The sequence below is a fragment of the Mycobacterium sp. SMC-14 genome (assembly GCF_046250075.1).
Lineage (GTDB): Bacteria > Actinomycetota > Actinomycetes > Mycobacteriales > Mycobacteriaceae > Mycobacterium.
The window spans coordinates 53,989-73,818 of record NZ_CP176429.1; the positions used below are offsets into that span (position 1 = coordinate 53,989).

Genomic DNA, 19,830 nt, shown 5'->3' on the forward strand with positions numbered 1-19,830 from the left:
GATTAGCCGCCGAGTGCCACGGTGGCGGCTCGCAGTGCCTCGGTAGCGCCGTACACACCCGAGGCGGTGGCCTGCGCGCCGGAGAACAGCCCGCGTTGCGCCGAGTGTTCGGCGACGATGCCCAGGTATTGGGTTCCGGAGGCCAGCAGCGCGGCCTGGAACGCGAGGGAATCGGGGTCGTTACCCATCGGCAGAACGCCCAGCAGGGCCGGGCTGGCCGCGGAGGCGGCTGCCTCCGTTTCGGCGGTGATTCCCGCTTCGACGCCCGATGACGCCAGGACTGCTTCCGGTTCTACAGAGAACATAATTTCCTCCCATAAACCCCACCAGCCTCATCGCTGATATGCCGACGTTGGCAGGTCGGAGTCGATCGTAAACCGATATCGGGCCGCCGTCACTTCACGATGTAAATACCGGTTATTGCTGCTCGAAATCGTGGATCATTGACGACGGCACTCCGACCAGGACGCCTTCTACTTCGGAGTCGTTGACCAGTAACCCGCGGCCGGCGGGCAGGGCCTGAGCCCGCACCATCCGATTGACCTTGTTCTGCGGGTCGTTGTCCATGAACAAGGTGGGCACTTTGGCGGCGCGTTGGGTCTTGACCCAGGGGTCCATCTCCAGCTGACCGAAGTTGGACGAGTTCCTGGTGGCGAAGACGTGCAGGCCGATCTGGCGGCCCCGTTCCATCAACTTCCACAGTGCCGCGCCCACCGGTGGCTTGGCCGGATGGATCTGCGCCGGCCGCAGGTCCTGCACGTCGTCGACCAACACGAAATGGCGCGGGCCCTCCCAGGGCTTGAGCGCACGCAGCTCCTCTTGGCTCAGACCCTTGGCGGGCAGCCGGGGCAGCAGGACCTGCTGGGCCAGCGTGGTCAGCACCTCGTCGATCTCGTCCTGGTCGTAGGCGTAGGCATTGACGTAGCCGGCGCCCTGCAGGTCGCGCAGCGGACCGGTCTTGGGGTCGACGATGGTGATCTGGGCTTCCTGCGGGCTGAACCGCGCCATGACCGCTTCGCCGATCGCGCCCAGGGTGGCGCTCTTGCCGCACAGGGCCCGCCCCAGAATCATCATCCCGGGGTGTTCGGACAGCATCAGCGGCACCGGAAGCAGGTCGTGCTGCTCGCCGATCATGAACGCGATCGACGGGGCGGTCTGGGCGGGTGGACGCTGCGCCACGTCGTAGGCCAGGACCTCCGACAGCGCCACTGCGGGCGGCAGCCGCTTGAGCGTGGCGTGCTTGGTCACGCCCGCGACCTCGGCGACCCGTGTCCCCAATTCGCGTGTCCCGATCCGGGCTCCGTCCTCGGCAGCCAGTTCCGGCACTCCGATCAGCATCTCGTGCAGCGACTCGGTCAGACCGAAGCCGGGCCGGTTCACGGTGCGCTTGGCGGCGTCGCGGGCGTCCAGCGACGCGGTGCCCATCTCGTTCTCGCCCGGGTTCTGCAATCGCAACTGAATGCGTACGTCGGAGTTCTGCAGCAACGTCTGGCGCTGGCCGTGGATCCAGCCGGACGCGCTGGTCATCAGGTGGACGCCGTACTCGGGACCGACACCGCTGAGCGCGATGATCCGGTCGCCGAGCATGGTGTCGGCGGCGTAGAGGTCCGAGAAATCGTCGATGACCAGGAACACGTCACCGTAGGGATCGGCTGCGTCGGTGCCCGCGAGGCTTTCGCCGCCGGAACCGAAGCGTCGCTCCCGGAATTCGTTGATGTCGATCTTGTCGCGGCGGAAGGTGTCCTGCCGGGCGCTGATCAGCGCGGCCATGGTCGCAACGGTGCGCTCCACGCCCTCACGGTCGGCCGGCGAGACGATGTCGGCGACATGCGGCAGCGTCTCGGCATACCCGAGCGTGGCGCCGCCGACGCAGAAGAACGTCAGCCGAGCCGGGGAATACATCAGCGCCGCCGAACACATCAGCGTCATCAGCGTGGTCGTCTTGCCGCGGCTCTTGGCCCCGACCACCATGACGTTGCTGCGCAACACGTCGACGCAGTGAACCAGCTGCTGGGCGTCCTCGGGGATGTCCTTGACGGCCAGCGGCCACACCAGCCCGGGGTTGCGGCCGTAGTCGACGTCCCACGGCTTGCCGCGGTACCGCGCCACCAGGGCGTCGACCGGCTCGGAGATCTCCAGTGGGGGCAGCCACGGCAGGTGCGGCGCCTTGCGGTCGGCGGCGATCAGCGACTCGCGCAGCACGTCGACGATCTTCTTCTTTTTGAACCCGTCGGCGTGCAGAAGGAACTCGTCGGGTTCGGCGTCGGTGGCCGACATATCCTGCAGCGTTTGGGCATCCGCCTCATCCAGCGGCTGGTACTGCCAGGTGTAGAGCCGGGGCTTGGTCAGAGTCATGTCGAGGGTCTTGCCCGAGGACGTCTTGCGTTTTGGGACGACGAACGGCGCCGACAGGTAGAAACAGCGGAACGGGTCCAGGTCGCGCGGGCCGACCTTCAAAAGCCCGAAGCCGTTCTCCTTCGACGGCAGGTGATAGGCGGCATCCGAGCCGATCACCTCGCGGCTGTCGTCACCGGACTCGGCGCGCAGGGCGACCCGGAAGGCGATGTTGGACTTGACTTTCTGCAATGACGACAGGTCAAGGCGTTGCCCGCCGAGCATGAAGAAGACGTTGGCGCCGCGGCCCTCCTGGCCGATGTGGATGATCAGGTCGATCCACTTGGAGTGGTTCTGGAACAGCTCCAGGTATTCGTCGATCACCACCAGCAGGATGGGCACCGGCTCCAGGTCCCGGCCGGCCAGCCGGATCTCCTCGTAGTCGTTGGCGTCGCGCGCACCGACCGAGTTGAACAGTCGGTACCGCCGGGCGATCTCCCCGTCGATGGCTCGGCGCATCCGTTCGGAGAGGTGTCGCTCGTCCTTACCGAGGTTGGACAGGGCTGCTGACACATGGGGGATGCCGAGGATGTCCTGGGCCGCGGACTCGAACTTCATGTCCACGAAGATCACGTTGAAGGTCTCCGGTGAGTGGGTCAGCGCGATCCCGTACACCAGGGACAGGAAAAACTCCGACTTGCCCGAGCCGCTGGTGCCGATCACCACCGAGTGGAAACCGAAGCCGCCGAAGTCTTTTGCTCGCAGCACAACATTCTGCAACTCGCCGTTGGGCTTGGCTCCGACCGGGATCTCCGCCCAGCGCTCGTCGCCGCGACTGCGCCGCTCGGCCCACAGCCGGTCGACGTTCAGCTCGCGCGCGTCGTCGATTCCCAGCGCGCGCAACAGTTCCAGGGCGCCGCTGCCCGCGTCGGCGACGTCGACACTGGCCGTCGGGGACCAGCGCGCCATCGCCCGCGCGTAGCGGTAGGCGCGCGGCACCGACAGTTGGTCGGCATGGGCGAAGAACTTGCCTCCGGCGCGGACCATGGGCCGCGGTGCCGCGCCGGTGCCGCGCCCGTCGCCGGCATGGTCCGGGGACGGGTCCTCGGCACTGTGGTGCCGCGCCGCGTGGTCGATCACCTCGAAGATCTCGTCGCGGGCGAACCCGACACCGGTGCCGAGCCGGGACGCCACCCGCAGCACCGTGATGCCTTCTTTGCCGACGCGTCCGACGACGCTCTCCCAGGCCTCGGGGCTGCCGGTGTTGTCGTCGACGATCACCCAGTGCGGACCCAGATCGTGCCCGTCAGCGCCGGTCTCCAACGCCGATCCCATGGTGGTGGGGCTCGGTGCCGACGGCGGCCGCCAGGCGCCGCGCTTGCCCTTCATGTGCAGGTCGGCGCCGAGCGTCACCTCGAGTTCGGTGGGGCTGGTGAACACCAGGCGCCGCCACCCGCAGGCGTCGAACAGTTCGTCGTGCTGGTTGTGCGGAAGCCAGACCATCCACGACCACAGCTCGGGGTGCCGGGTCACCACCATCAACTTGACGTCAAGCGGATTGTGAAAAACCGCCAGCCCGCTCAGCATCGACCGCAGCAGCGAACGGACTGCATCGAGGTCCTCGCCGACGAAGCTGAAGCCTGGGCGGGAGCGCAGGTTGAACACTTTCGCGATGTCGCGGATCTTGCGTTGTTCGAGGATGAAGTCGCGCAGCGCCTGGCCGGTGACCGGCTCCAGTTCCTCGTCGATCGGGATCTCCGGCCACTGCACCGACAACACCGAGTCCGGGGCATGCTGCACGCCGACGCCCACCCGCACGTCCAGGAAGTCCGCGTCGGAGCGGCGACGCTCCCACATCTGCGGCCCGCCGATGACCGCACCCAGGTCTTGCGGGTTGGAGTGCACCAACTCCTGGGCATTGCGCTGGGCGCAGACCGCTTTCTGGATCTCGTCGCGCTCGCCGTCGAGGGAGCGCAGATAGCTGCGCCGATTCTTCTCCTGCTCGCCCCAGCTGATTTTGCGGGCCCGCCCGAATCGCCCGGAGAACATCAGCATGCCCAGGCCCGCCATGCCCACCATCGGGAACATGCCCGATCCCAAGCTGCGCACCCCGGACACGTAGAGCATGACGATGGTGCCGATCAGCGCGACGATCAGCGCGGGCATGCCGATCATCACCCAGAGGTTGCGCGGCTCGCGTTCGGGCAGGGCGTCCGGTGCGCGGGGAGCGACCCGCACCGGCTTGGGCTCGGGAACCTGAAGTCGGACCGGAACGAATGCACGCTTGGACATCGATCAGTGCCCTCCCGGGACGCCCTGCTGATTGTTGGGGGCCACCGGCTGCACCGCGCCGGCCGAGGCCACGGTGTCGCGTGCCAGCAGCGCGGCATGCCGCGACAGTTCCGGACCGGTCGCGAAGGTGCGCAGCAGCGGCCACGGCGCCTGCTGCGCCGAGCCGGGATCCAGACCGAGGCCGCGCAGGGTCTCGCTCTCGGCGGCGATGCCGAACCGGACACCGTTGGGCGACACCCAGAACAGGGTTTCGCGGGAATCGGAGTCGAGCAGTTCACTGGTCGAGGTGACGAAGTTGGTTGCGCCCGGCAACACCAAAACCTGGTTGGCCACCACGGAGGCGGGGCTGCGGTCATCGCGCACCAGCCGGACGATCCGGTTGTCCATCCCCGGCGACACGGGCAGGCCGCGCCCGTTGTACAAGGTGATCCGCGCCTGCCGGTCGCCGGAAGCCTTTTCCCAGCCCACGCACGTCGTCGGGTCGGCGGCGGTATCGACGAACTTGAGCCTGCTGTTGGGGTAGTACTCGACGGGCAGCGTGCCCACTTCCGGGATGTTGACCAGCTTGTCCGGGCTGACCACCAGGGGCGCCACCGACCCGAACGAGTTCGCGCTGCGGATCAGGTCGGCCACGAAGCTGGTGATCTTCTGGACCCCGTCGGGCACCAATACGTAGAACTGGGAGCCGCCGCCGGCCGTGCGGGTCTCCAGCACCGCCCCCACCTGGGACCCGGGCACCCACTGCGACGGCGTGCCCGCCAGGGGAATCACCGGGACCCGCAGCGGCTCGGTGCTCGGCAGCGCGTCGAACAGTGCCCGCGACATCTCCACCGGAGCAGTGATGCCCGGGTCGATGCCGAGGCTCAGCGTGATCGCCCGATCGGCGGGGTCGACCTGGGACCGCTTGCCGCCCCAGATGACGTACGTGGCGCCCTGGAAGCGGGTCAGTACGGCCGCGCCCGAGGCCAGCGGCGCGGCGCGGCCGGCCGGGCTCAACGGGCCCGCGATCGCGGTGACCACGGGGGGCTCGGCACGGCGCGGGGAGCCGGCGGTGTCGCAGACCGCCCACGCCGAGGGGGCGCCGGTATTGGCGACCAATGACGTCGGGGCGCCGGGGATGCCGATCAAGGGGCCGGTCGGGTACTTGGCGATCTCCGCGGGCTTGACCCAGGTGGGCACCTGCGCGTTTCCGACCGCCAGCCGTGCCGAGGTGATGTTCAGCGCCGGGTACAACCGCCCGTCGATGCGCGCGTAGATCGCACCGGAGTCGCGGTCGCCGACGATCGACGACGTCCGCACGATCCCGGCCGGACGCAGCACGTTCAGCAGCAGCATCCAGCCCATGCCGATGAAGATCAGCACGATGGACAGCACGATCGCGGCGGTCTGCTTGCGGTCGTCGTGCTTCATCCGCACCGAGAATTTGGTGGTGGCGGCGCGCAGTCGTCGGTTGTAGAACAGGTGACCGGAGTTCTGGTCCCGGTTCGACAGACTCAGCGGCATGCTCTGCTACCCCTAACGACGCACGCTCGGCGCCGCCGCCCCCTGCGGCGACAAAGCGCACCGCGACGACATTACTGGCCTTGGCCAGCGGGAACCAGTCACTTGCGCACACGCGATGACGACGACGCGCGTAGGTTCTGCGCTATGGCGGACCAGTCGGGCGCGTTCGCTGCGGCCGCCCGTGCATTGAGCGTCGTGGGCGCAGTCCTCGTTTTGGCGGTGTCTGGTTGTGGGGCGAGGAACCCCGGAAGCGCTTCAACCGCGACGGCTCCATCGGCTGGTGCAACGTATATGGCGAACCTTCCCCCTGCAGTCAATGAAGCGACGGTGGTGCCGAGACCGGTGTCGCAGTTGCGGCCCGGCACTCAGGTATTGGTGGGCGAGGGATCCACGGCGACCGTGTGTACGACCGGCTTCTATGTGGATTTCCCGGATCCAGACGCCGCGGGACGACGGGCAACCGGTTTTGTGACCGGCGCACAGTGCGCCCACGGTGACGGCGATGCTCCGGTCGCCGTCATGAAGATCGAAGACGCTGGATTGGCTCCAACTCGGACCAAGATCGGCGAGATCGCCTACCTGGCGGCAGGCGAATCACGTCCGCGAGTGGCCGATGAGCCTTGGACGATGCCGATATCTGCGCTGGCAGTGTTCAGTTCCGGTCCGGGCGGCTGGCCTCTGCCCGTCGACGGAACAGTCAACGGCAGGCCGCCGGCAGCCGACACGATCGAGACAATCGATGCGGTGCAACACAACCGGGCTCACGCAGCGTGGACAGACCTCGACGGCAGAGTCATCGAAGGGCACGTGGTCGATCCCGCTGTGACGATGGAACTGCGGGACGTTCCTGCCGGCATCGACCGAGTTGTCGTCGCCGCGGACGACGCGAACGCCGGCATCGATGCCAGAATCATCGGCGCGCCGGTAACAGCCGAAGTCGACGGCTCCACCGGCAACCTAGGAATCATCACTGGGATCGATGTGGCGCGACACTGGGTGGTGGTCGACCTGATCGGTCCGTTCCTGAGGCGACAAAACGCCGCGCTTATCGGTGTCTGATCCTGTGGTCTTTGGGAGGGATTAGCGTGATTCGCAAGGGATTTAAGAGTCCGGCGATAACGTGCTGTCTTTTCGTGGCGCTAAGCGCCTGCCATTCCGGTGGTGTTGGCGCGGCACCCGGCATTGATGCCGGTTCGTTGCTCGTCGGCCTCGGTGACGTCCAGCATGTCGCTGACCGTGACGATCTCACTTCGCTGCCGGTGAGGGACGCGCCGGCGTCGCATCATGAAAGCTCCTACACGCCGGAGCAGTGTCGCCCGGTGTTTGGCCAAGAGGACGCTTTTGGTCACAACTGGTCACAGTTTCGTGCCGTGACATACACGGCCACTGGTGGAGAAATTAGCACCATATCTACCGTCGCGCAGGGGATCGGAATTTATACTGACGAAGGCGCGGCGAGGAGTGAATTCAACCGCCTCGCAGCCTCTTTCGAGGCCTGTGCGGCGTTACAGGCAAAGCTTTACGATTTCAGCCTGAACAAGCAGGATCCATCCACCGTTGCCCTGGTCTTCCCTGGAAATTCGCAGAGCGTCATGTACCGCGTTGCATCGTCGGTGTTGATTGATGTCGTTGTCCAAGGGATTCCGCGGTCGGATCAGATCGCAGAAACCGTGGCGCAAATGATCTCCGAGCGGGTGAAGGAGCGCGGGTGAGGCGCGGTCACTTCGACGGATCGTCTTTGTCCACAATGCGTTTCAGCGGTGTGATGCCGGGATGGCCGGCGTCCTTCGCCACGGACTTGGTCACCGGCACATTAGGCGGGGCCGTCGTGCGGCCCTTGACGGGCTGGCCGTTGGGTACCCCGGGGGCGGCGATCCGCTTCGCGTCGGCCTTGTCATCCTTGCCGCCCTTGCCGCCGGCGCCTGCCCCGCCCGGCATCATCGGCATCATCCCACCGCCGCCCCCACCCGCGGTGGGCGCACCGCCTGCCGGACCGGCCGCACCGGTATTGGCTAGGGAGCTGGCGGGCGTAGTCGGTGTCGATGTCCCCGGAACCGGGGGCGGGCCGAGGTTGCTGGCCGGCGTGGTGCCCAGGCCCAGCCCTCCGCCGCTTCCGCCGGAGCCGAAATCCCCGCCGCCCAAGCCGGGATCGGGACTGATGTCCGAGGCCAGCGTGGTGCCGCCGAGACCGGCCTTGCCCAGCGACGACGCGGCGCTCATCAGCGGCGACAACGCGCCCTGGCCGGCCTGCATCAACCCCTGGGGCAGCTTGCTCACCGCACCGAGAGCCCCGCTGAGTGCGCTGGTGATGCCCTGCATCGCGCCGTTGACACCCTGCATCGCCCCGCCCATGGCTTCCTGCGGTGATTGCTGTGCCATCAGGGCGTCGCCCTGCGAGGCGACGTTCTGGAACTTCGATGCCGCGTCGGCCTCGTGCTCGCCGAACTTGCGCACGGCATCGGCGGCGTGGCCGGTGCGGTCTCGGTGATCGTTGGCGAGTTCGGTGTTCTGCTCGACCAGGTTCAGGTTGGTTGCGGCACCGAATGCGGCCATCGTCGCGTCGACCGGGGACGATCCGCCGGGATGGACCGGGCCCGGGGGGACCGGCGTCGGTGGCTGTGAGAGCGCAATGTGCAAAAAGTCCGCACCGTAATGCCTTACGAAGTCATCTGTCATGGCGTAACACCTCCATGCCGTACTGCCACTGCCAGATACCACGCCAGGTGGTAGCGGGCCAGCTCTTCGCTTCCGTCGATCAGGGCGTCGATAGCCGCCAACAGCATCCAGTCGGCGACATCCCGCGGAGCATGTTGGGGATAGGCCGACAGTACGCGCGTCTGCGTATCGGTGACTACCTGCCGGAATAGCGCGATCTCGTTGTCGGCGACGCCGGATCTGCGTGCCACGGCGCGTGCCACGGTCTGCACGATCCGCGGCAGGCGGTCGTTGGTGCCGGTGATATCGATGAGCGTGGGACCGAGTTCGTCGACGTGCTGGCCATAGCGGGCGCGCTCCCCGCTGCCGGGAATCGGATCGTTCGGACCGGGCTCGGTGACGTAGGTGTTCGGTTGGTGGGCGGCGGCCGCGATCACCGCACCCAGCAGATCCACCGCGCTGGTGTCGCGGCGGCGGTGGGCCGGATCCAGCAGCGTGAGCCCGGGCGGGAGTTTGACGGTGGGCGGGATCCAGCCGCCGGCCAAGTCGGTGGCCAGCACGGTGGTGGTCTCGTCGTCGCGAAGGCCGGCCGCCCAGGTCAGGTTCGGCGCCTGGCGGGCCACGGCGTCGACCTTGCGCTGCAGATCATGATGTTCGGCCAGACGCCGGGCGGCCGTACCGGCTCCGGCTCCGGCCGTGCCCCCAGCGCCCATGCTCCCGGCCACCGATGCTCCGGACTGACTGGCTGCGCTGGGCGTCGGTTTGCCCGGTGCCGGACGATCGCTTGCGGAGGCGACCGTTGGCCCCCCGGACGCCGGCGTCGTGGGCCCGCCGGGCGGGGGCGGGGGAGTCGGGCCCGCAGGACCGGCAGGCGCCATGGGTGCTGCCGGGGCGGCTCCAGCTGCTGGGCGCAGGTCTGCCCCGTAGCCGGGCAAGGGGCCCGACGGGGCCGCCGGGCCGGCGCTGATAGGCCCCGACGAAACCGAGGCCGGGCTCGCTGTTACCGGGGGTGCCGTTGGTGCTGCCGGTGTCGCACCGGCGGTGGGTGCGGACGGGGCGATCTCGGTGTTGGGACTGGCCAATTGGGCCATATTGCCGAGCGCACCGCCGGCCATCGGCGTCACCGATGGAGAGGGGGGAATCTGCGATGGCTGACCGAACCCCCCGGTGCCGGCTCCGCCTGGCGCCAATGGCGAGGGCGGCCCTCCCGGACCCGCAGGCCCACCACCAGGCATGCCCGATGCGAGCGCCTGGGTCGGCCCGCCGCCCGGTAGGCCGGGTGGCATCCCGCCACCGGGGCTGCCCAGGCCTGACATGCCGGAGGTCATGGGAGATGGGACGCCGCCGCCTCCATTCATCGCGGTTGGACCGGGTATGCCGGCAGCAGGCGGTGTACTAAAGCCGGGCGTTCCGAGGCCCGGGTCACTTACTTGGCCGGGTGGCAAAGCAATGTTGCCGCTTCCCCCAGTCCCGCTGGCTCTGCCGCCGCCATCGCTGCCGCTGTTGCCCGTGCCGGCTGTGGCGCCGCCGGTTCCGCTGCCTCCCGTGCCTCCGCCGCTGGTTCCGCCACCGCTGCCGCTGTTGCCCGTGCCGGCTGTGGCGCCGCCGGTTCCGCTGCCTCCCGTGCCTTCGCCGCCTGTGCCGCCGCTGGTCCCGCCGCCGCTGCCGCTGTTGCCCGTGCCGGCTGTGGTGCCACCGGTTCCGGTACCGTCCGTCCCCCCGGTGTCGTTGCCGCCAGCGCCGCTGTTGGCGCGGCCTTCCGGAAGAAGGAGGTCGTCCACGCTCTTGGGAATTGGGCGATTCTCCGCGTCCCCAGCACCGTAAGGGAGTGGAAGCTGGTCGGTACCAGCTGCCTTTCTGCTTAGCTCGTCGGCGGTGGGTGGTTGGGGCGGTGGCGTGCTGAATTGTGCGCCGTTATCTTGCAGCCATTTCTGGGCGTCGCCTTCGATATCCAGATCCTTGAATATCTGCTGGGTTGCCTCAATGATCTGTCGGTTGGTTTCTGAGCTGTGTTCGGCTGCTTTGCCGTTGGCTTCGACGATTAGTCCGACGGCTTCGGTCATTGCCTCGGGCGTATTTTTCGCGACGAGGTCATCAATTTTTGGGTTGTACTGGTCGGCGATATTCGTCAAGTTCTGACGGAGTTCTTTAACGGCCTTGACGACACTGTCGCTAGCGGTGCTTTTGCTCCGACAGTGTTCGGCGGCGTTCATCAGGCGGTTGTAACCGATACGTAGCCGTATCAGCTCGTCTTCTGTGGTCTTTCCACTGTTCCTCGCGCTTACGCCGTTTGTGAAGTCCCGGAGTTCCATAGCTTCGTTCTCTTTGGCATCAGATTGACTAGACCAGTGCTGGATGCCGCTCTCAGGTCGGGTCGGGGCACCAGGCCACCATGTGCCCACCAAATAAAATGACCATTTACCCGGTGGAAGATCAGTCGGTGAATCAGTCACCGCACAGTTCCTTCAATACGCGTTCTTTGGCGTTTACGGCGTCTACGGCTGAATCGAATCGTGAGTCACCCGCTCTACCGCTGGACGACTCAACAACCAAGCTCTCGTACGACTGCACTACCGCGTTCGCCGCATCGCGATAGGTAGATTCCAATGCGGGGTTGGATGCCGCGCTTTCGAGGATAGGGGCGCCGTTCACCAAGGTGATACGTCCAAAGCCTGCGTCGGGTCCGTTGGTCTCGATGTGGACAGCATCCATGGCAGGTTTGAACTGACCACATAAGTCGGTCTTGGCGGCCGTCCTTTGGGCATCCGAATAGGTCGGGCTGGCCGGAGCTCGGGTGAGTGCCACGATTGCCAGGATCATCGAGGCGATACCCAACAGTGCGCCAAGTGCCGCGAACGCCACGGCAGACCGCTGGCGCGGCTGAACGGTGGGAGGTGCCGGCCAGGGGGCCGATGGCATGGTCACATTGCGGATGGTAGCCCTCAACGCGATTTCACGTTTACATCCTGATTGAGACTGTTCTCCTTCAGCCGGCGGAAATCCTGGACGCTGAGGCTGATGCCAGCGGCAGGCGCGTTATCCGGCGTCGGACGAAGCCGTAGTTGCTGCTCCAGCGGGGTGTGGCCGCGACGTACGGCTCGGACAGGCTGATCTTGCGAGCCAGTTGTTTGAGCCGCTGGCGCAGCATCGGAGTGGCTTCGGCCGACGTTCACCGCCTCTAGTGGGTGACTAATTGCCGCAAAGCTCGATCATCACGCGGTCCTTGGCGTTTGCGTCGGCGATCGCCGCCTCGAGCTCCGGGGCGCCTTCGCCTCTACCCGTGGAGATAGCAACGAGATTCTGGTATGTGAGTGCGAGTGCACGGGCAGCGTCGCGGTACTCAGGGTCTAATGCAGGGTCCATCGCAGCCGTCTCGAGGATCACTGCGCCGTTGGTCGCCGACAGACGCGCGAGCGCAATGTTGTTAGGCGTGTTCGTCTCGATGTGTTCCGCATGAGCTGCAAGTTTGTAACTGTCACAGAGATGCTTCTTGGCGTCGGCTTGCTGCGCGGCCGTGTAATGAGGCGACGAGGTATCTGCTGACCGGGTTAGCGAAATGATCGCCACGATCAACGCGGCGACAGATAGCAACGCAGCAAGCGCCGCGAATACCGCAGTGGATCGCCGGGATGACGGGGCGGGAGGTGGTGTGGGCCAAGGAGGTGGTGTCATGGTCACAATCCGGATGGTAGACCTCAACCAGGCCCAAGGCCCCCGGATCGTGCTTGGCCGCGCTGACCCTTACCGCCCCAACGGCTTATAGAACACCAGCCCATTGCCCTTGTTGTCGTAGACCACGGCCCGCCGCTCGTGCGCGTCGTCGTAGGGGCCCTTCACGATTCCGCCGCCGCTGGCCTCGATGGCTTTCGCGGCGCCGTCGACATCGTCGGTCTTGATGCCGACCACCACCTGCCCGTGGATGGGGTGATCCACCGCGGTCGCCAACGCGAGCGTCACCGATCCGCCGTCGAGGGCGGCGAAGTGCGCGCCGTCGCGAAACTTCAGCGGCATGCCCAGGGTCTCGCTGTAGAACTTGATCGATTCGTCCAGGTCGTCCGTGGACAAGACGATCATCCGAATGTCGTGGTCGCTCACTGCTACCTCCTGTGGATTCGATCTCGATCCAGGCTAGGACCGGGATACCGTCAGCGGGTGGGTAAACGCCTTGCCGCTTTGGTCATCACGCTCGTCCTTGTCGCACTGCTGGTCAATACCGTGGTCACCGACCGCATCTCACGCGCTGCCGAGCCGTTCGCGCAGGGGCGGGTGCTTGAGTTGCCCGGACCGGATCTCAACGTCCGCGAGTACGGCTCCGGTGGGGACCGCGCCATCGTGCTGCTGCACGGCTATTCGGCGTCGATCCAGTGGTGGCAGGCGGTGGCGCCCGCGCTGGCAAACACAGCGCGGGTGGTCGCGATCGACCTGGTCGGCCACGGCGGCTCCGAGGCCCCGAGCGACGCCGCGCCCTACAGCGCCGAGGGCCAGGCAACCGCCGTGCACCAAGCGCTCGATGCCCTGGGTGTGCGCCACGCGGTGCTGGTCGGGCATTCGATGGGCGGGACGGTGGCCACTGCGCTGGCCGAAAGCGCACCGGAGCTGGTGGACCGCGTGGTCGTCTCCGATACCCCCGCGGGGTTGGGGATGACCGCCATGCCCGCGCTGGGCAACGCGGTGTGCTGGCCGGTGCTCGGCGCCGCTGTGGACAAACTGCGCAGCCTCGACGCCGTCGACAAGAGTTCGCTGCAGACCGGCTTTGCCGCCGACTTTCCGATTCCCACATTGGCCTACCGCTCGTTGAAACGTATGACCCACAACGCATTGTGCGACGCCAAGACCGCGGGCCGGATCAACGAAGAGCGGGCGGTGGCCGACCGGCTGGCGGGTCTGGGCAAACCGGTGCTGGTGGTGTGGGGCGACAGCGATGTGTTGACCCCGACCGTGCAGAACGTCGACCGCTATCGCCAGGCCGGCCTGCAACCGGTCGTCATTGCCGGATCAGGACACAGCCCCCTGCTGGAGAAGCCAAGCGAATTCATCAGCACCATAAAGCCTTTCATCGACGGACAACACAAGACCTAGGTCTGCCAGGTCTCGCGTGCCACCCGGTGGAAGTTGCCGCCGAGCACCGCGTTGACGTCGTCATCGGCCCAGCCGCGTGCCGAAAGGTGATCACGCAGGCCCAGCCAGGTCTCCGGGGGCATCCACTGGATCGGGCCCCAGCGGGTGTAGCTCTCGTCGAACAACTGCGGATTGGCGAGCAGCTCGGCATTGAAGTCGGCGTGGTCGAAGGAGTAGTCGGTGCTGACGCCGACATGTTCGATGCCCACCAGCTCTACCGCGTACTCCAGGTGGTGCGCCACCGCGTCGAGGGTTGGTGTGTTGGGGCCCAAGAAGATTCCCACCGCGGTGATACCGACCACGCCGCCGGTGGCCGCGCACGCCAGGGCCTGATCGTCGGTGATGTTGCGCGGGTGATCCCACAGTGCCCGCATACACGAATGGCTGTAGACGACGGGGCCGGCCGAAACCGCGCACATATCCAGGCCGGTGCGCGCGCTGCAGTGGGAGCCGTCGGGAACCATGCCCACGGCGTTCATCTCGGTGACGATCGCGCGGCCCCACGCCGTCAGCCCCTCATCCACGGCGTCCAGGCACCCGCTGCCGGCGCGGTTGGCGTGGTTGTAGGTCGGCAGCAAGGTGCGAACCCCATGCTCGGCCAACACGGCCAGATTGCCCAGATCGTCGTCGAGCGGGTTGGAATCCTCCAGGTCGAACACCACCGCGATGCCGCCGGCGCCGGTGATCGCGTCGACGTCATCCAGTCCGGCCGCGACCGTCAGGCCCGGGTGAGCCTCGATGGCGCGACGAAAGTGCCGCAGCAGGGCCAGGGTGTCGGCCAAGCGCTGCGGAGCGTAGCCCGCGTTCACCGACAGCAGTGCGCCGCCGGAGTGCTGGTAGCGGGTCAGCGGTGCCGCCTCGGCGCTGTCCTGCAGCGGCAGGCAGGTGTGCTGGTCCCACAGCAGCGTGCTCATAGCCGCTGATCTTGCTCTGCACGGCGTGCGAAAGCGACGCATTAATCTAGGCCCATGGCAATCGACTCGCGGCCCGCGCTGAAATCGGATATCCCCTCGCTGGCGCAGGCGTTGGGACGTGCGTTCTACGACGACCCGGTCTCGATGTGGCTGCTTCCCGACGACCAGGCCCGCACCGAGCAGTTGACGACGTTCTTCGGCACTTCCACGCGGGTTCATCACCTGGCGGGCGGAGGCGTCGAGGTTGCCGACGACGGCGCGGTAGTCGGGGCGGCCGCGCTGTGGGATCCGCCGAACCGCTGGAAGCAGTCGATCTGGTCCCAGCTGCGCATGGTGCCGTCGTTGTTCCGGTCCTTCGGCTTCCGGCTTTCGCAAGGCCGTGCACTGACGGACCTGCTGGATGCCAACCATCCCGAGGAGCCGCACTGGTATCTGGCGGTGATCGGCAGTGACCCGTCCGTACGGGGGCGCGGCTTCGGGCAGGCCGTCATGCAACCGCGGCTCGATCGCTGCGATGCCGAGCTCTGCCCGGCCTACCTGGAGTCCAGCAAGCACGAAAACGTGCCGTACTACGAGCGTTTCGGCTTCCGGGTGATCGGCGAGATCAATGTCCCCAACGGTGGGCCGACGCTGTGGAAGATGTGGCGGGAGCCGCAGAACCCGTAGTCCTCAGTCGCTGACCGAGCCACTGAGGCGCTCGGCGGCGGCGATGTAGTCCTCGGCGAACTCGAACACGACGTCGCGCGCGGGTTTCACCTTGTTCATCAGCCCAACGCCCTGACCGACGAAATAGGTGGACAGTGCTTGTGCCCCGGGGTGTCCGGTGGCGGCCAGTTTGTCGATGCGACGCAGTGTGGGTTCGGCGATCATCGACTGCAGCGGCAGAGGCAGCGTCGGGTGGCCCGCGTCGTTCGGCCGCCATGCGTCAGTCCAATCGGAGACCAGTTGACGGGCGGGCTTACCGGTGCGTCCGGTGGAGCGAATGGTGTCGCGCGAGGTGGCCGCGAGCATCTTCTGCACGGTGTGCGGAGCTGTTTCGGCCTCCTCGGTGGTGAGCCACACCGAACCTGTCCAGGCGCCGGCGGCGCCCAAGGCCACGCAGGCCGCCATCTGTCGGCCGGTGACGATTCCGCCGGCGGCAAGCACCGGCACGGCGTTGTCGATGGCTTCGATGACTTCGGGAACGACCACCAGCGTGGAGACCTCGCCGCAGTGTCCGCCCGCCTCGGTGCCCTGGGCGACGATCAGATCCACGCCTTGTGCCACCTGCTTGAGGGCGTGCTCCTTGGCGCCGACGAGCGCTGCGACGGGGATGTCGTTGTCCTTGCCGGACTTGATCATGTAATCCGGCGGTACGCCCAGCGCGTTGGCCATCATGCGGATGGGATGGGCGACCGCGACTTCGAGCAGTTGTTCGCCGTTGCTACCGGAGAGCATGGCAGATCCCAACCGAGGCTTTTCGTCGGGCTCAATGTCGTGCTGCGCCAACAGTTCTGCGATGAAGGCTTTGTACTCGTCGGGAATCCGGTCGGAGAGTTGGTGGCCGGAAAGGTTCTCGCCCTTGCCTTCGAATTTGGCGGGCACGATGATGTCGATGCCGTAGGGCTTTCCCTTGACCTGCTCGTCGATCCAGGTCAGCTCCTGATCCAACTGCTCAGGGGTGTAGGCGGCGCCGCCGAGTACGCCGAAGCCGCCCGCGTTGGTCACCGCGGCCACCACGTCGCGGCAGTGGCTGAAGGCGAAAAGCGGGAAGTCGATGCCGTATTGCTCGCAGATGGGGGTTTTCACGGTGTCGCCGCTCCTTTGTTCAACAGGGATCGAGAACGGGTCCGGGCCCCGCCGGGTGAGGTACCTGCCGCGACGTTAGCGCAGCACCGCTGAAGTGGCGCGGCTGGTGCGGTCTCCGGCCGAAACACCGATGCCGCCAGGTCAACGACCTGGCGGCATGTCGGCGTGCGAAGAGCTGTCAGCCCACCAGTGCGTCGAGCAGCCCCGACAGGCCGGAGTCCCCGAGGTCGGGAGTCGAGTAGCTGTGGTCGGCCAACAGGGACTCGATGCTGGTGGCCTCGGAGCTTCCCGGGGGCGGCAGCGGCGGGTCGGTCGGTTCGATGGTCCCGGAGCCAGTGAGGTAGGCGACGCCATGTGCCACCAATTGCAGCGCGTCCACCGACAGACCGCCGAAGAAGTCGTTGATCTCTTGGGCGAATTGGGCCAGTCCGCTGATCAGGAAGATGTCCTGGTCGACGATCCCCTGCAGCATCTTGTCGATGTCGGTGACCACGCCGTTGAGCAGGTACGGGATGGTGGCGACGACGGTACGGAAGCCCAGGGCGAGGTCGTTGCCGATGTTCGGGTAGCCAAACATCGCGATAGCGTCGATGAGCGCCTGCTTGAGGTCGACCGGATCCACGAGGCCGTTCAAAACGGTCGGGTCGAACGCCATGGAGACACCGTCGAAGTCCGATCGCATCGGGGCGCCGAACAACGACAGGATCGTGGGCGTGATGTCGGCGATCGTGTAGTTCAGATTCTGGCTGCCGTCCGTGGCGTGATCGCCGGCCTGATCGAAGATGACGAACTGCGAAGTCTCGTTGGGCGATTGGAAGCCGTGGCCGAAGCCCAGCGACTGCTGGTGGCCGTGGTCGGTGGTGATGATGATCGACCAGTCGTCGCCGGTGGCCGCCCTGGCCTGCGCCACTGCGGCCAAGATCGCTTGAATGTTGTCGCCGACATTGATGACGGCCTGCTTGTACTCTTCGGATCCGCCACCGAACCCGTGTCCGGCCTCATCGACCTGCACCTGGTAGGAGAACGTGAAGGTGTCGACGTTCGGGTTGGTCGTGGTCGCCAGGATCTGGGCGATGGTCTGGGCCGTGACCTCTGCGTCGGTGTCGGCCCAGCTGTTCTGGAACGGGACGAACAAGTTGTTGTCGGCCCCGTAACCGCCCGCGGCGGCCATGTCGTTGATGTAGTCCCAGTCGGCGATCACCGAGGTCTCGATGTTCGGGTCGTGGTACTCGAGCAGGTTGAACACCGTCGGCCACTTGTCGTACGGCTCGGGCTCGAACACGTTGTTGATCACACCGTGCTTGTCGTCCCACACGCCAGTGAGGATCGTCGACCACGACGGGCCGGAGATCGTGGTGTGGTTGACCTCGCTGGTGGCTCCGGTGATGCCCTGGTCCATGGCGGTTTTGAAACCGCTGTCCTCGTTGTAGGCGTACTCCAGGATCTTGGAGAGGTTGGTGCCGTCGGTGCCGATCAACAGCACATGCTGGGCGGCAAGGAGCCAGTCGGCCGTCGTTGCGGACAGCCCCACCGGCGACCCGACGGCGGCACCCGTCCCGGCAACCAGGCCGGCGACGGCCACACCGCTGAGGAACTTCTTGATTGTTGTCACGATCGGATTCCCTCGTCGAGTTGTGCCAGCCAATTGGGCGCAAGACTAACAGTTACCCAGCGAAAACTCAGCTTTCTGCCCAAAATCACTCATGTGAGCAGGGTGTTGCTGAGGAGGCCAGTGTGTTATTTCACCTGACGAGACGCGCGTCAGCGCAGCTGTATCAGCCCAACAGGGCATCCACGTCGAGGGAGGAGTCCAGGTCGGGTGCGGCAGAGGCGTGGTCCGCCAGCAAGGCCTCCAGCGATCCGGTGAACTCGGCGCTTCCCGGCAGCGGCAGCGGTGCGTCGTTCGGCGGGATGACCCCCGCGCCGGTGAAATACGCGACGACCCTGCCGATATCGGTGAGTACGTCGGCCGTGGCGCCGCCGACGGTCTTGAGCACCCACTGTGCGCCCTCAGCGAGCCCGCTGATCAGGAAGATGTCCTGGTCGACGATCGACTGCAGGTAGTTCAGGATGGGCGGCAGCGCGTAGTTCTCCAGGAAGTAGCCGGCCCCGCCCGCCAGCGCCCGGATGCTCAGCATGACGTCGATGCCGATGTTCGGGTAGCCGTAGCTGTGGATCGCGTCGGTGAGGGCCTGCTTGAGATCGGCGGGGAACACCACACTGTTGAGCAGGTCTGGGTCGAGCTGCATCGGGGTGCCGTCGAAGTCTGAGCGCATCGGGATGCCGAAGGCCTGCAAGATCGTCGGGGTGATGTCGATGGTCTGGTAGGCCAGGCTCTGCCCGCCGGCCTGGGCTTCGTTCCCGGCCAGCGACAACATGACGAAGCTGGACGTCTCGTTGGGTGATTGGAAGCCGTGGCCGAGGCTGAATCCGAACAGGTCTGGGTTCTGCTGGTGGCCGTGGTCGGTGACCGCGATGATCGTCCACTTGTCACCGGTGGCCGCCTCGGCGGCGCCGACGGCCTCCAGGATTTCCTTCCAGTTGGCCCCGACGTTGATGACGGCGTCCCGGTACTCGTCCGAGCCGCCGCCGTACGAGTGCCCGGCATGGTCGACCTGCGACTGGTAGGAGAACATGAACGTGTCGAGGTTCGGGTTGTTCGTGGTCGCCAGGATCCGGGCGATGGTTTCCTGGGTGACCAGCGCATCCATCTCCGCGGAGGTGGAGCCACCGGAGATGCCGATGATGTTGTCGGCCGGGTAGTTGCCCGTCGAGGCGATCTCGGTGAACAGGCCCCGGCCGGAGATCACGGTGGTGTCGACCTCGGGCTTGAAGTACTCGATCAGGTTGAACACCGACGGCCAGGTCGTGTACGGCTCGGGCCGATAGACGTTGCTGACCACGCCGTGCTTGTCGTCCCACACCCCGGTGAGAATCGTCGACCACGACGGTGTGGACATGGTCATATGGCCGGCGATGGTGGTTGCCGCGGTGATGCCCCGGTCCATCAGCATCTTGAAGCCGCTGTCGTCGTTGTAGGCGTACTCCAGGATCTTGTCCAGGTTGGTGCCGTCGGTGCCCAGCAGCAGCACGTGTTCGGCGGCGAGCATCCACTCGGCGGTCACGGCAGACAGGCCCAGCTGCGTCCCTACTGCCGCGGCTCCCGTTCCAGCAACCAGGCTGGCGACGGCCGTACCGCACAGAAACTGCTTTACCTTCGTCACGG

16 protein-coding genes are annotated in these 19,830 nt (G+C 66.3%); 4 read left to right on the top strand and 12 right to left on the bottom strand.

Going from position 1 to position 19,830, the window contains the following annotated elements; translation table 11 throughout:
- Positions 1 to 2: 2 nt before the first annotated feature.
- The 3 genes from ACKY0W_RS00270 to eccB form a co-directional block, all read right to left on the bottom strand.
- Entirely contained in the window at positions 3 to 308 is a 306-nt protein-coding gene (locus ACKY0W_RS00270) for a PE domain-containing protein (RefSeq protein WP_406759547.1), read from the bottom strand.
- 109 nt (positions 309 to 417) lie between these two features.
- Positions 418 to 4,626, bottom strand: a complete 4,209-nt coding sequence (gene eccCa / locus ACKY0W_RS00275) for a type VII secretion protein EccCa (protein WP_409435906.1) — start codon at positions 4,624 to 4,626, stop codon at positions 418 to 420.
- A gap of 3 nt (positions 4,627 to 4,629) precedes the next feature.
- Positions 4,630 to 6,129: a type VII secretion protein EccB gene (eccB, locus tag ACKY0W_RS00280; protein WP_409435907.1), complete on the bottom strand. Its 1,500-nt coding sequence runs from the start codon at positions 6,127 to 6,129 to the stop codon at positions 4,630 to 4,632.
- 144 nt (positions 6,130 to 6,273) lie between these two features.
- Here eccB and ACKY0W_RS00285 point away from each other — a divergent pair, with 144 nt between their 5' ends.
- Both ACKY0W_RS00285 and ACKY0W_RS00290 read left to right on the top strand, forming a co-directional pair.
- The gene (locus tag ACKY0W_RS00285) at positions 6,274 to 7,188 is read left to right on the top strand and encodes a hypothetical protein (RefSeq protein WP_409435908.1); all 915 of its coding nucleotides are present in this window, start codon (positions 6,274 to 6,276) and stop codon (positions 7,186 to 7,188) included.
- A 26-nt stretch (positions 7,189 to 7,214) separates the two neighbouring features.
- On the top strand, positions 7,215 to 7,841 hold the full coding sequence (locus ACKY0W_RS00290) for a sensor domain-containing protein (protein ID WP_409435909.1): 627 nt from the start codon (positions 7,215 to 7,217) through the stop codon (positions 7,839 to 7,841).
- Between the two features lie 7 nt (positions 7,842 to 7,848).
- Here the strand turns inward: ACKY0W_RS00290 and ACKY0W_RS00295 are convergent, their stop codons facing one another.
- The 5 genes from ACKY0W_RS00295 to ACKY0W_RS00315 all read right to left on the bottom strand — a co-directional run bounded on the left by ACKY0W_RS00295 (position 7,849) and on the right by ACKY0W_RS00315 (position 12,858).
- A complete protein-coding gene (locus ACKY0W_RS00295) occupies positions 7,849 to 8,805 on the bottom strand; it encodes a hypothetical protein (RefSeq protein WP_409435910.1) in 957 nt (318 codons plus the stop codon).
- Complete coding sequence (locus ACKY0W_RS00300; RefSeq protein WP_409435911.1) at positions 8,802 to 9,509, bottom strand: DUF5631 domain-containing protein; 708 nt, start codon at positions 9,507 to 9,509, stop codon at positions 8,802 to 8,804. The genes ACKY0W_RS00295 and ACKY0W_RS00300 overlap by 4 nt, the downstream gene beginning before the upstream one ends.
- Before the next feature lie 1,720 nt (positions 9,510 to 11,229).
- A complete protein-coding gene (locus tag ACKY0W_RS00305; protein WP_409435912.1) occupies positions 11,230 to 11,709 on the bottom strand; it encodes a hypothetical protein in 480 nt (159 codons plus the stop codon).
- A 264-nt stretch (positions 11,710 to 11,973) separates the two neighbouring features.
- A complete protein-coding gene (locus tag ACKY0W_RS00310) occupies positions 11,974 to 12,456 on the bottom strand; it encodes a hypothetical protein (protein WP_409437898.1) in 483 nt (160 codons plus the stop codon).
- 69 nt (positions 12,457 to 12,525) lie between these two features.
- Positions 12,526 to 12,858, bottom strand: coding sequence for a VOC family protein (locus ACKY0W_RS00315; protein ID WP_373693206.1), 333 nt, complete (start codon positions 12,856 to 12,858; stop codon positions 12,526 to 12,528).
- Between the two features lie 78 nt (positions 12,859 to 12,936).
- Between ACKY0W_RS00315 and ACKY0W_RS00320 the strand changes: the two genes are divergently transcribed.
- Positions 12,937 to 13,863, top strand: a complete 927-nt coding sequence (locus ACKY0W_RS00320) for an alpha/beta fold hydrolase (protein WP_409435913.1) — start codon at positions 12,937 to 12,939, stop codon at positions 13,861 to 13,863.
- On the opposite strand, the gene ACKY0W_RS00325 is transcribed toward ACKY0W_RS00320, so the two are convergent.
- On the bottom strand, positions 13,860 to 14,816 hold the full coding sequence (locus tag ACKY0W_RS00325) for a dipeptidase (RefSeq protein ID WP_409435914.1): 957 nt from the start codon (positions 14,814 to 14,816) through the stop codon (positions 13,860 to 13,862). The genes ACKY0W_RS00320 and ACKY0W_RS00325 overlap by 4 nt on opposite strands.
- A 54-nt stretch (positions 14,817 to 14,870) precedes the next feature.
- On the opposite strand from ACKY0W_RS00325, the gene ACKY0W_RS00330 reads away from it, so the two are divergent.
- On the top strand, positions 14,871 to 15,482 hold the full coding sequence (locus ACKY0W_RS00330; protein WP_409435915.1) for a GNAT family N-acetyltransferase: 612 nt from the start codon (positions 14,871 to 14,873) through the stop codon (positions 15,480 to 15,482).
- Between the two features lie 3 nt (positions 15,483 to 15,485).
- Here the strand turns inward: ACKY0W_RS00330 and ACKY0W_RS00335 are convergent, their stop codons facing one another.
- From ACKY0W_RS00335 to ACKY0W_RS00345, 3 genes are all read right to left on the bottom strand, one after another.
- Positions 15,486 to 16,604 carry a nitronate monooxygenase gene (locus ACKY0W_RS00335; protein ID WP_409435916.1) on the bottom strand — a complete coding sequence of 373 codons (1,119 nt, stop codon included), beginning with the start codon at positions 16,602 to 16,604 and terminating at the stop codon, positions 15,486 to 15,488.
- 178 nt (positions 16,605 to 16,782) lie between these two features.
- On the bottom strand, positions 16,783 to 18,216 hold the full coding sequence (locus tag ACKY0W_RS00340; protein ID WP_409435917.1) for an alkaline phosphatase family protein: 1,434 nt from the start codon (positions 18,214 to 18,216) through the stop codon (positions 16,783 to 16,785).
- Between the two features lie 163 nt (positions 18,217 to 18,379).
- Entirely contained in the window at positions 18,380 to 19,828 is a 1,449-nt protein-coding gene (locus tag ACKY0W_RS00345) for an alkaline phosphatase family protein (protein ID WP_409435918.1), read from the bottom strand.
- Positions 19,829 to 19,830: the final 2 nt, after the last annotated feature.

Excerpts from the sequence above, each read along its gene's own strand:
- eccCa (WP_409435906.1), bottom strand. The coding sequence starts at position 4,626 with ATGTCCAAGCGTGCATTCGTTCCGGTCCGACTTCAGGTTCCCGAGCCC.
- ACKY0W_RS00285 (WP_409435908.1), top strand. The coding sequence starts at position 6,274 with ATGGCGGACCAGTCGGGCGCGTTCGCTGCGGCCGCCCGTGCATTGAGC.
- eccB (WP_409435907.1), bottom strand. The coding sequence starts at position 6,129 with ATGCCGCTGAGTCTGTCGAACCGGGACCAGAACTCCGGTCACCTGTTC.
- ACKY0W_RS00315 (WP_373693206.1), bottom strand. The coding sequence starts at position 12,858 with ATGATCGTCTTGTCCACGGACGACCTGGACGAATCGATCAAGTTCTAC.
- ACKY0W_RS00325 (WP_409435914.1), bottom strand. The coding sequence starts at position 14,816 with ATGAGCACGCTGCTGTGGGACCAGCACACCTGCCTGCCGCTGCAGGAC.
- ACKY0W_RS00310 (WP_409437898.1), bottom strand. The coding sequence starts at position 12,456 with ATGACACCACCTCCTTGGCCCACACCACCTCCCGCCCCGTCATCCCGG.
- ACKY0W_RS00295 (WP_409435910.1), bottom strand. The coding sequence starts at position 8,805 with ATGACAGATGACTTCGTAAGGCATTACGGTGCGGACTTTTTGCACATT.
- ACKY0W_RS00330 (WP_409435915.1), top strand. The coding sequence starts at position 14,871 with ATGGCAATCGACTCGCGGCCCGCGCTGAAATCGGATATCCCCTCGCTG.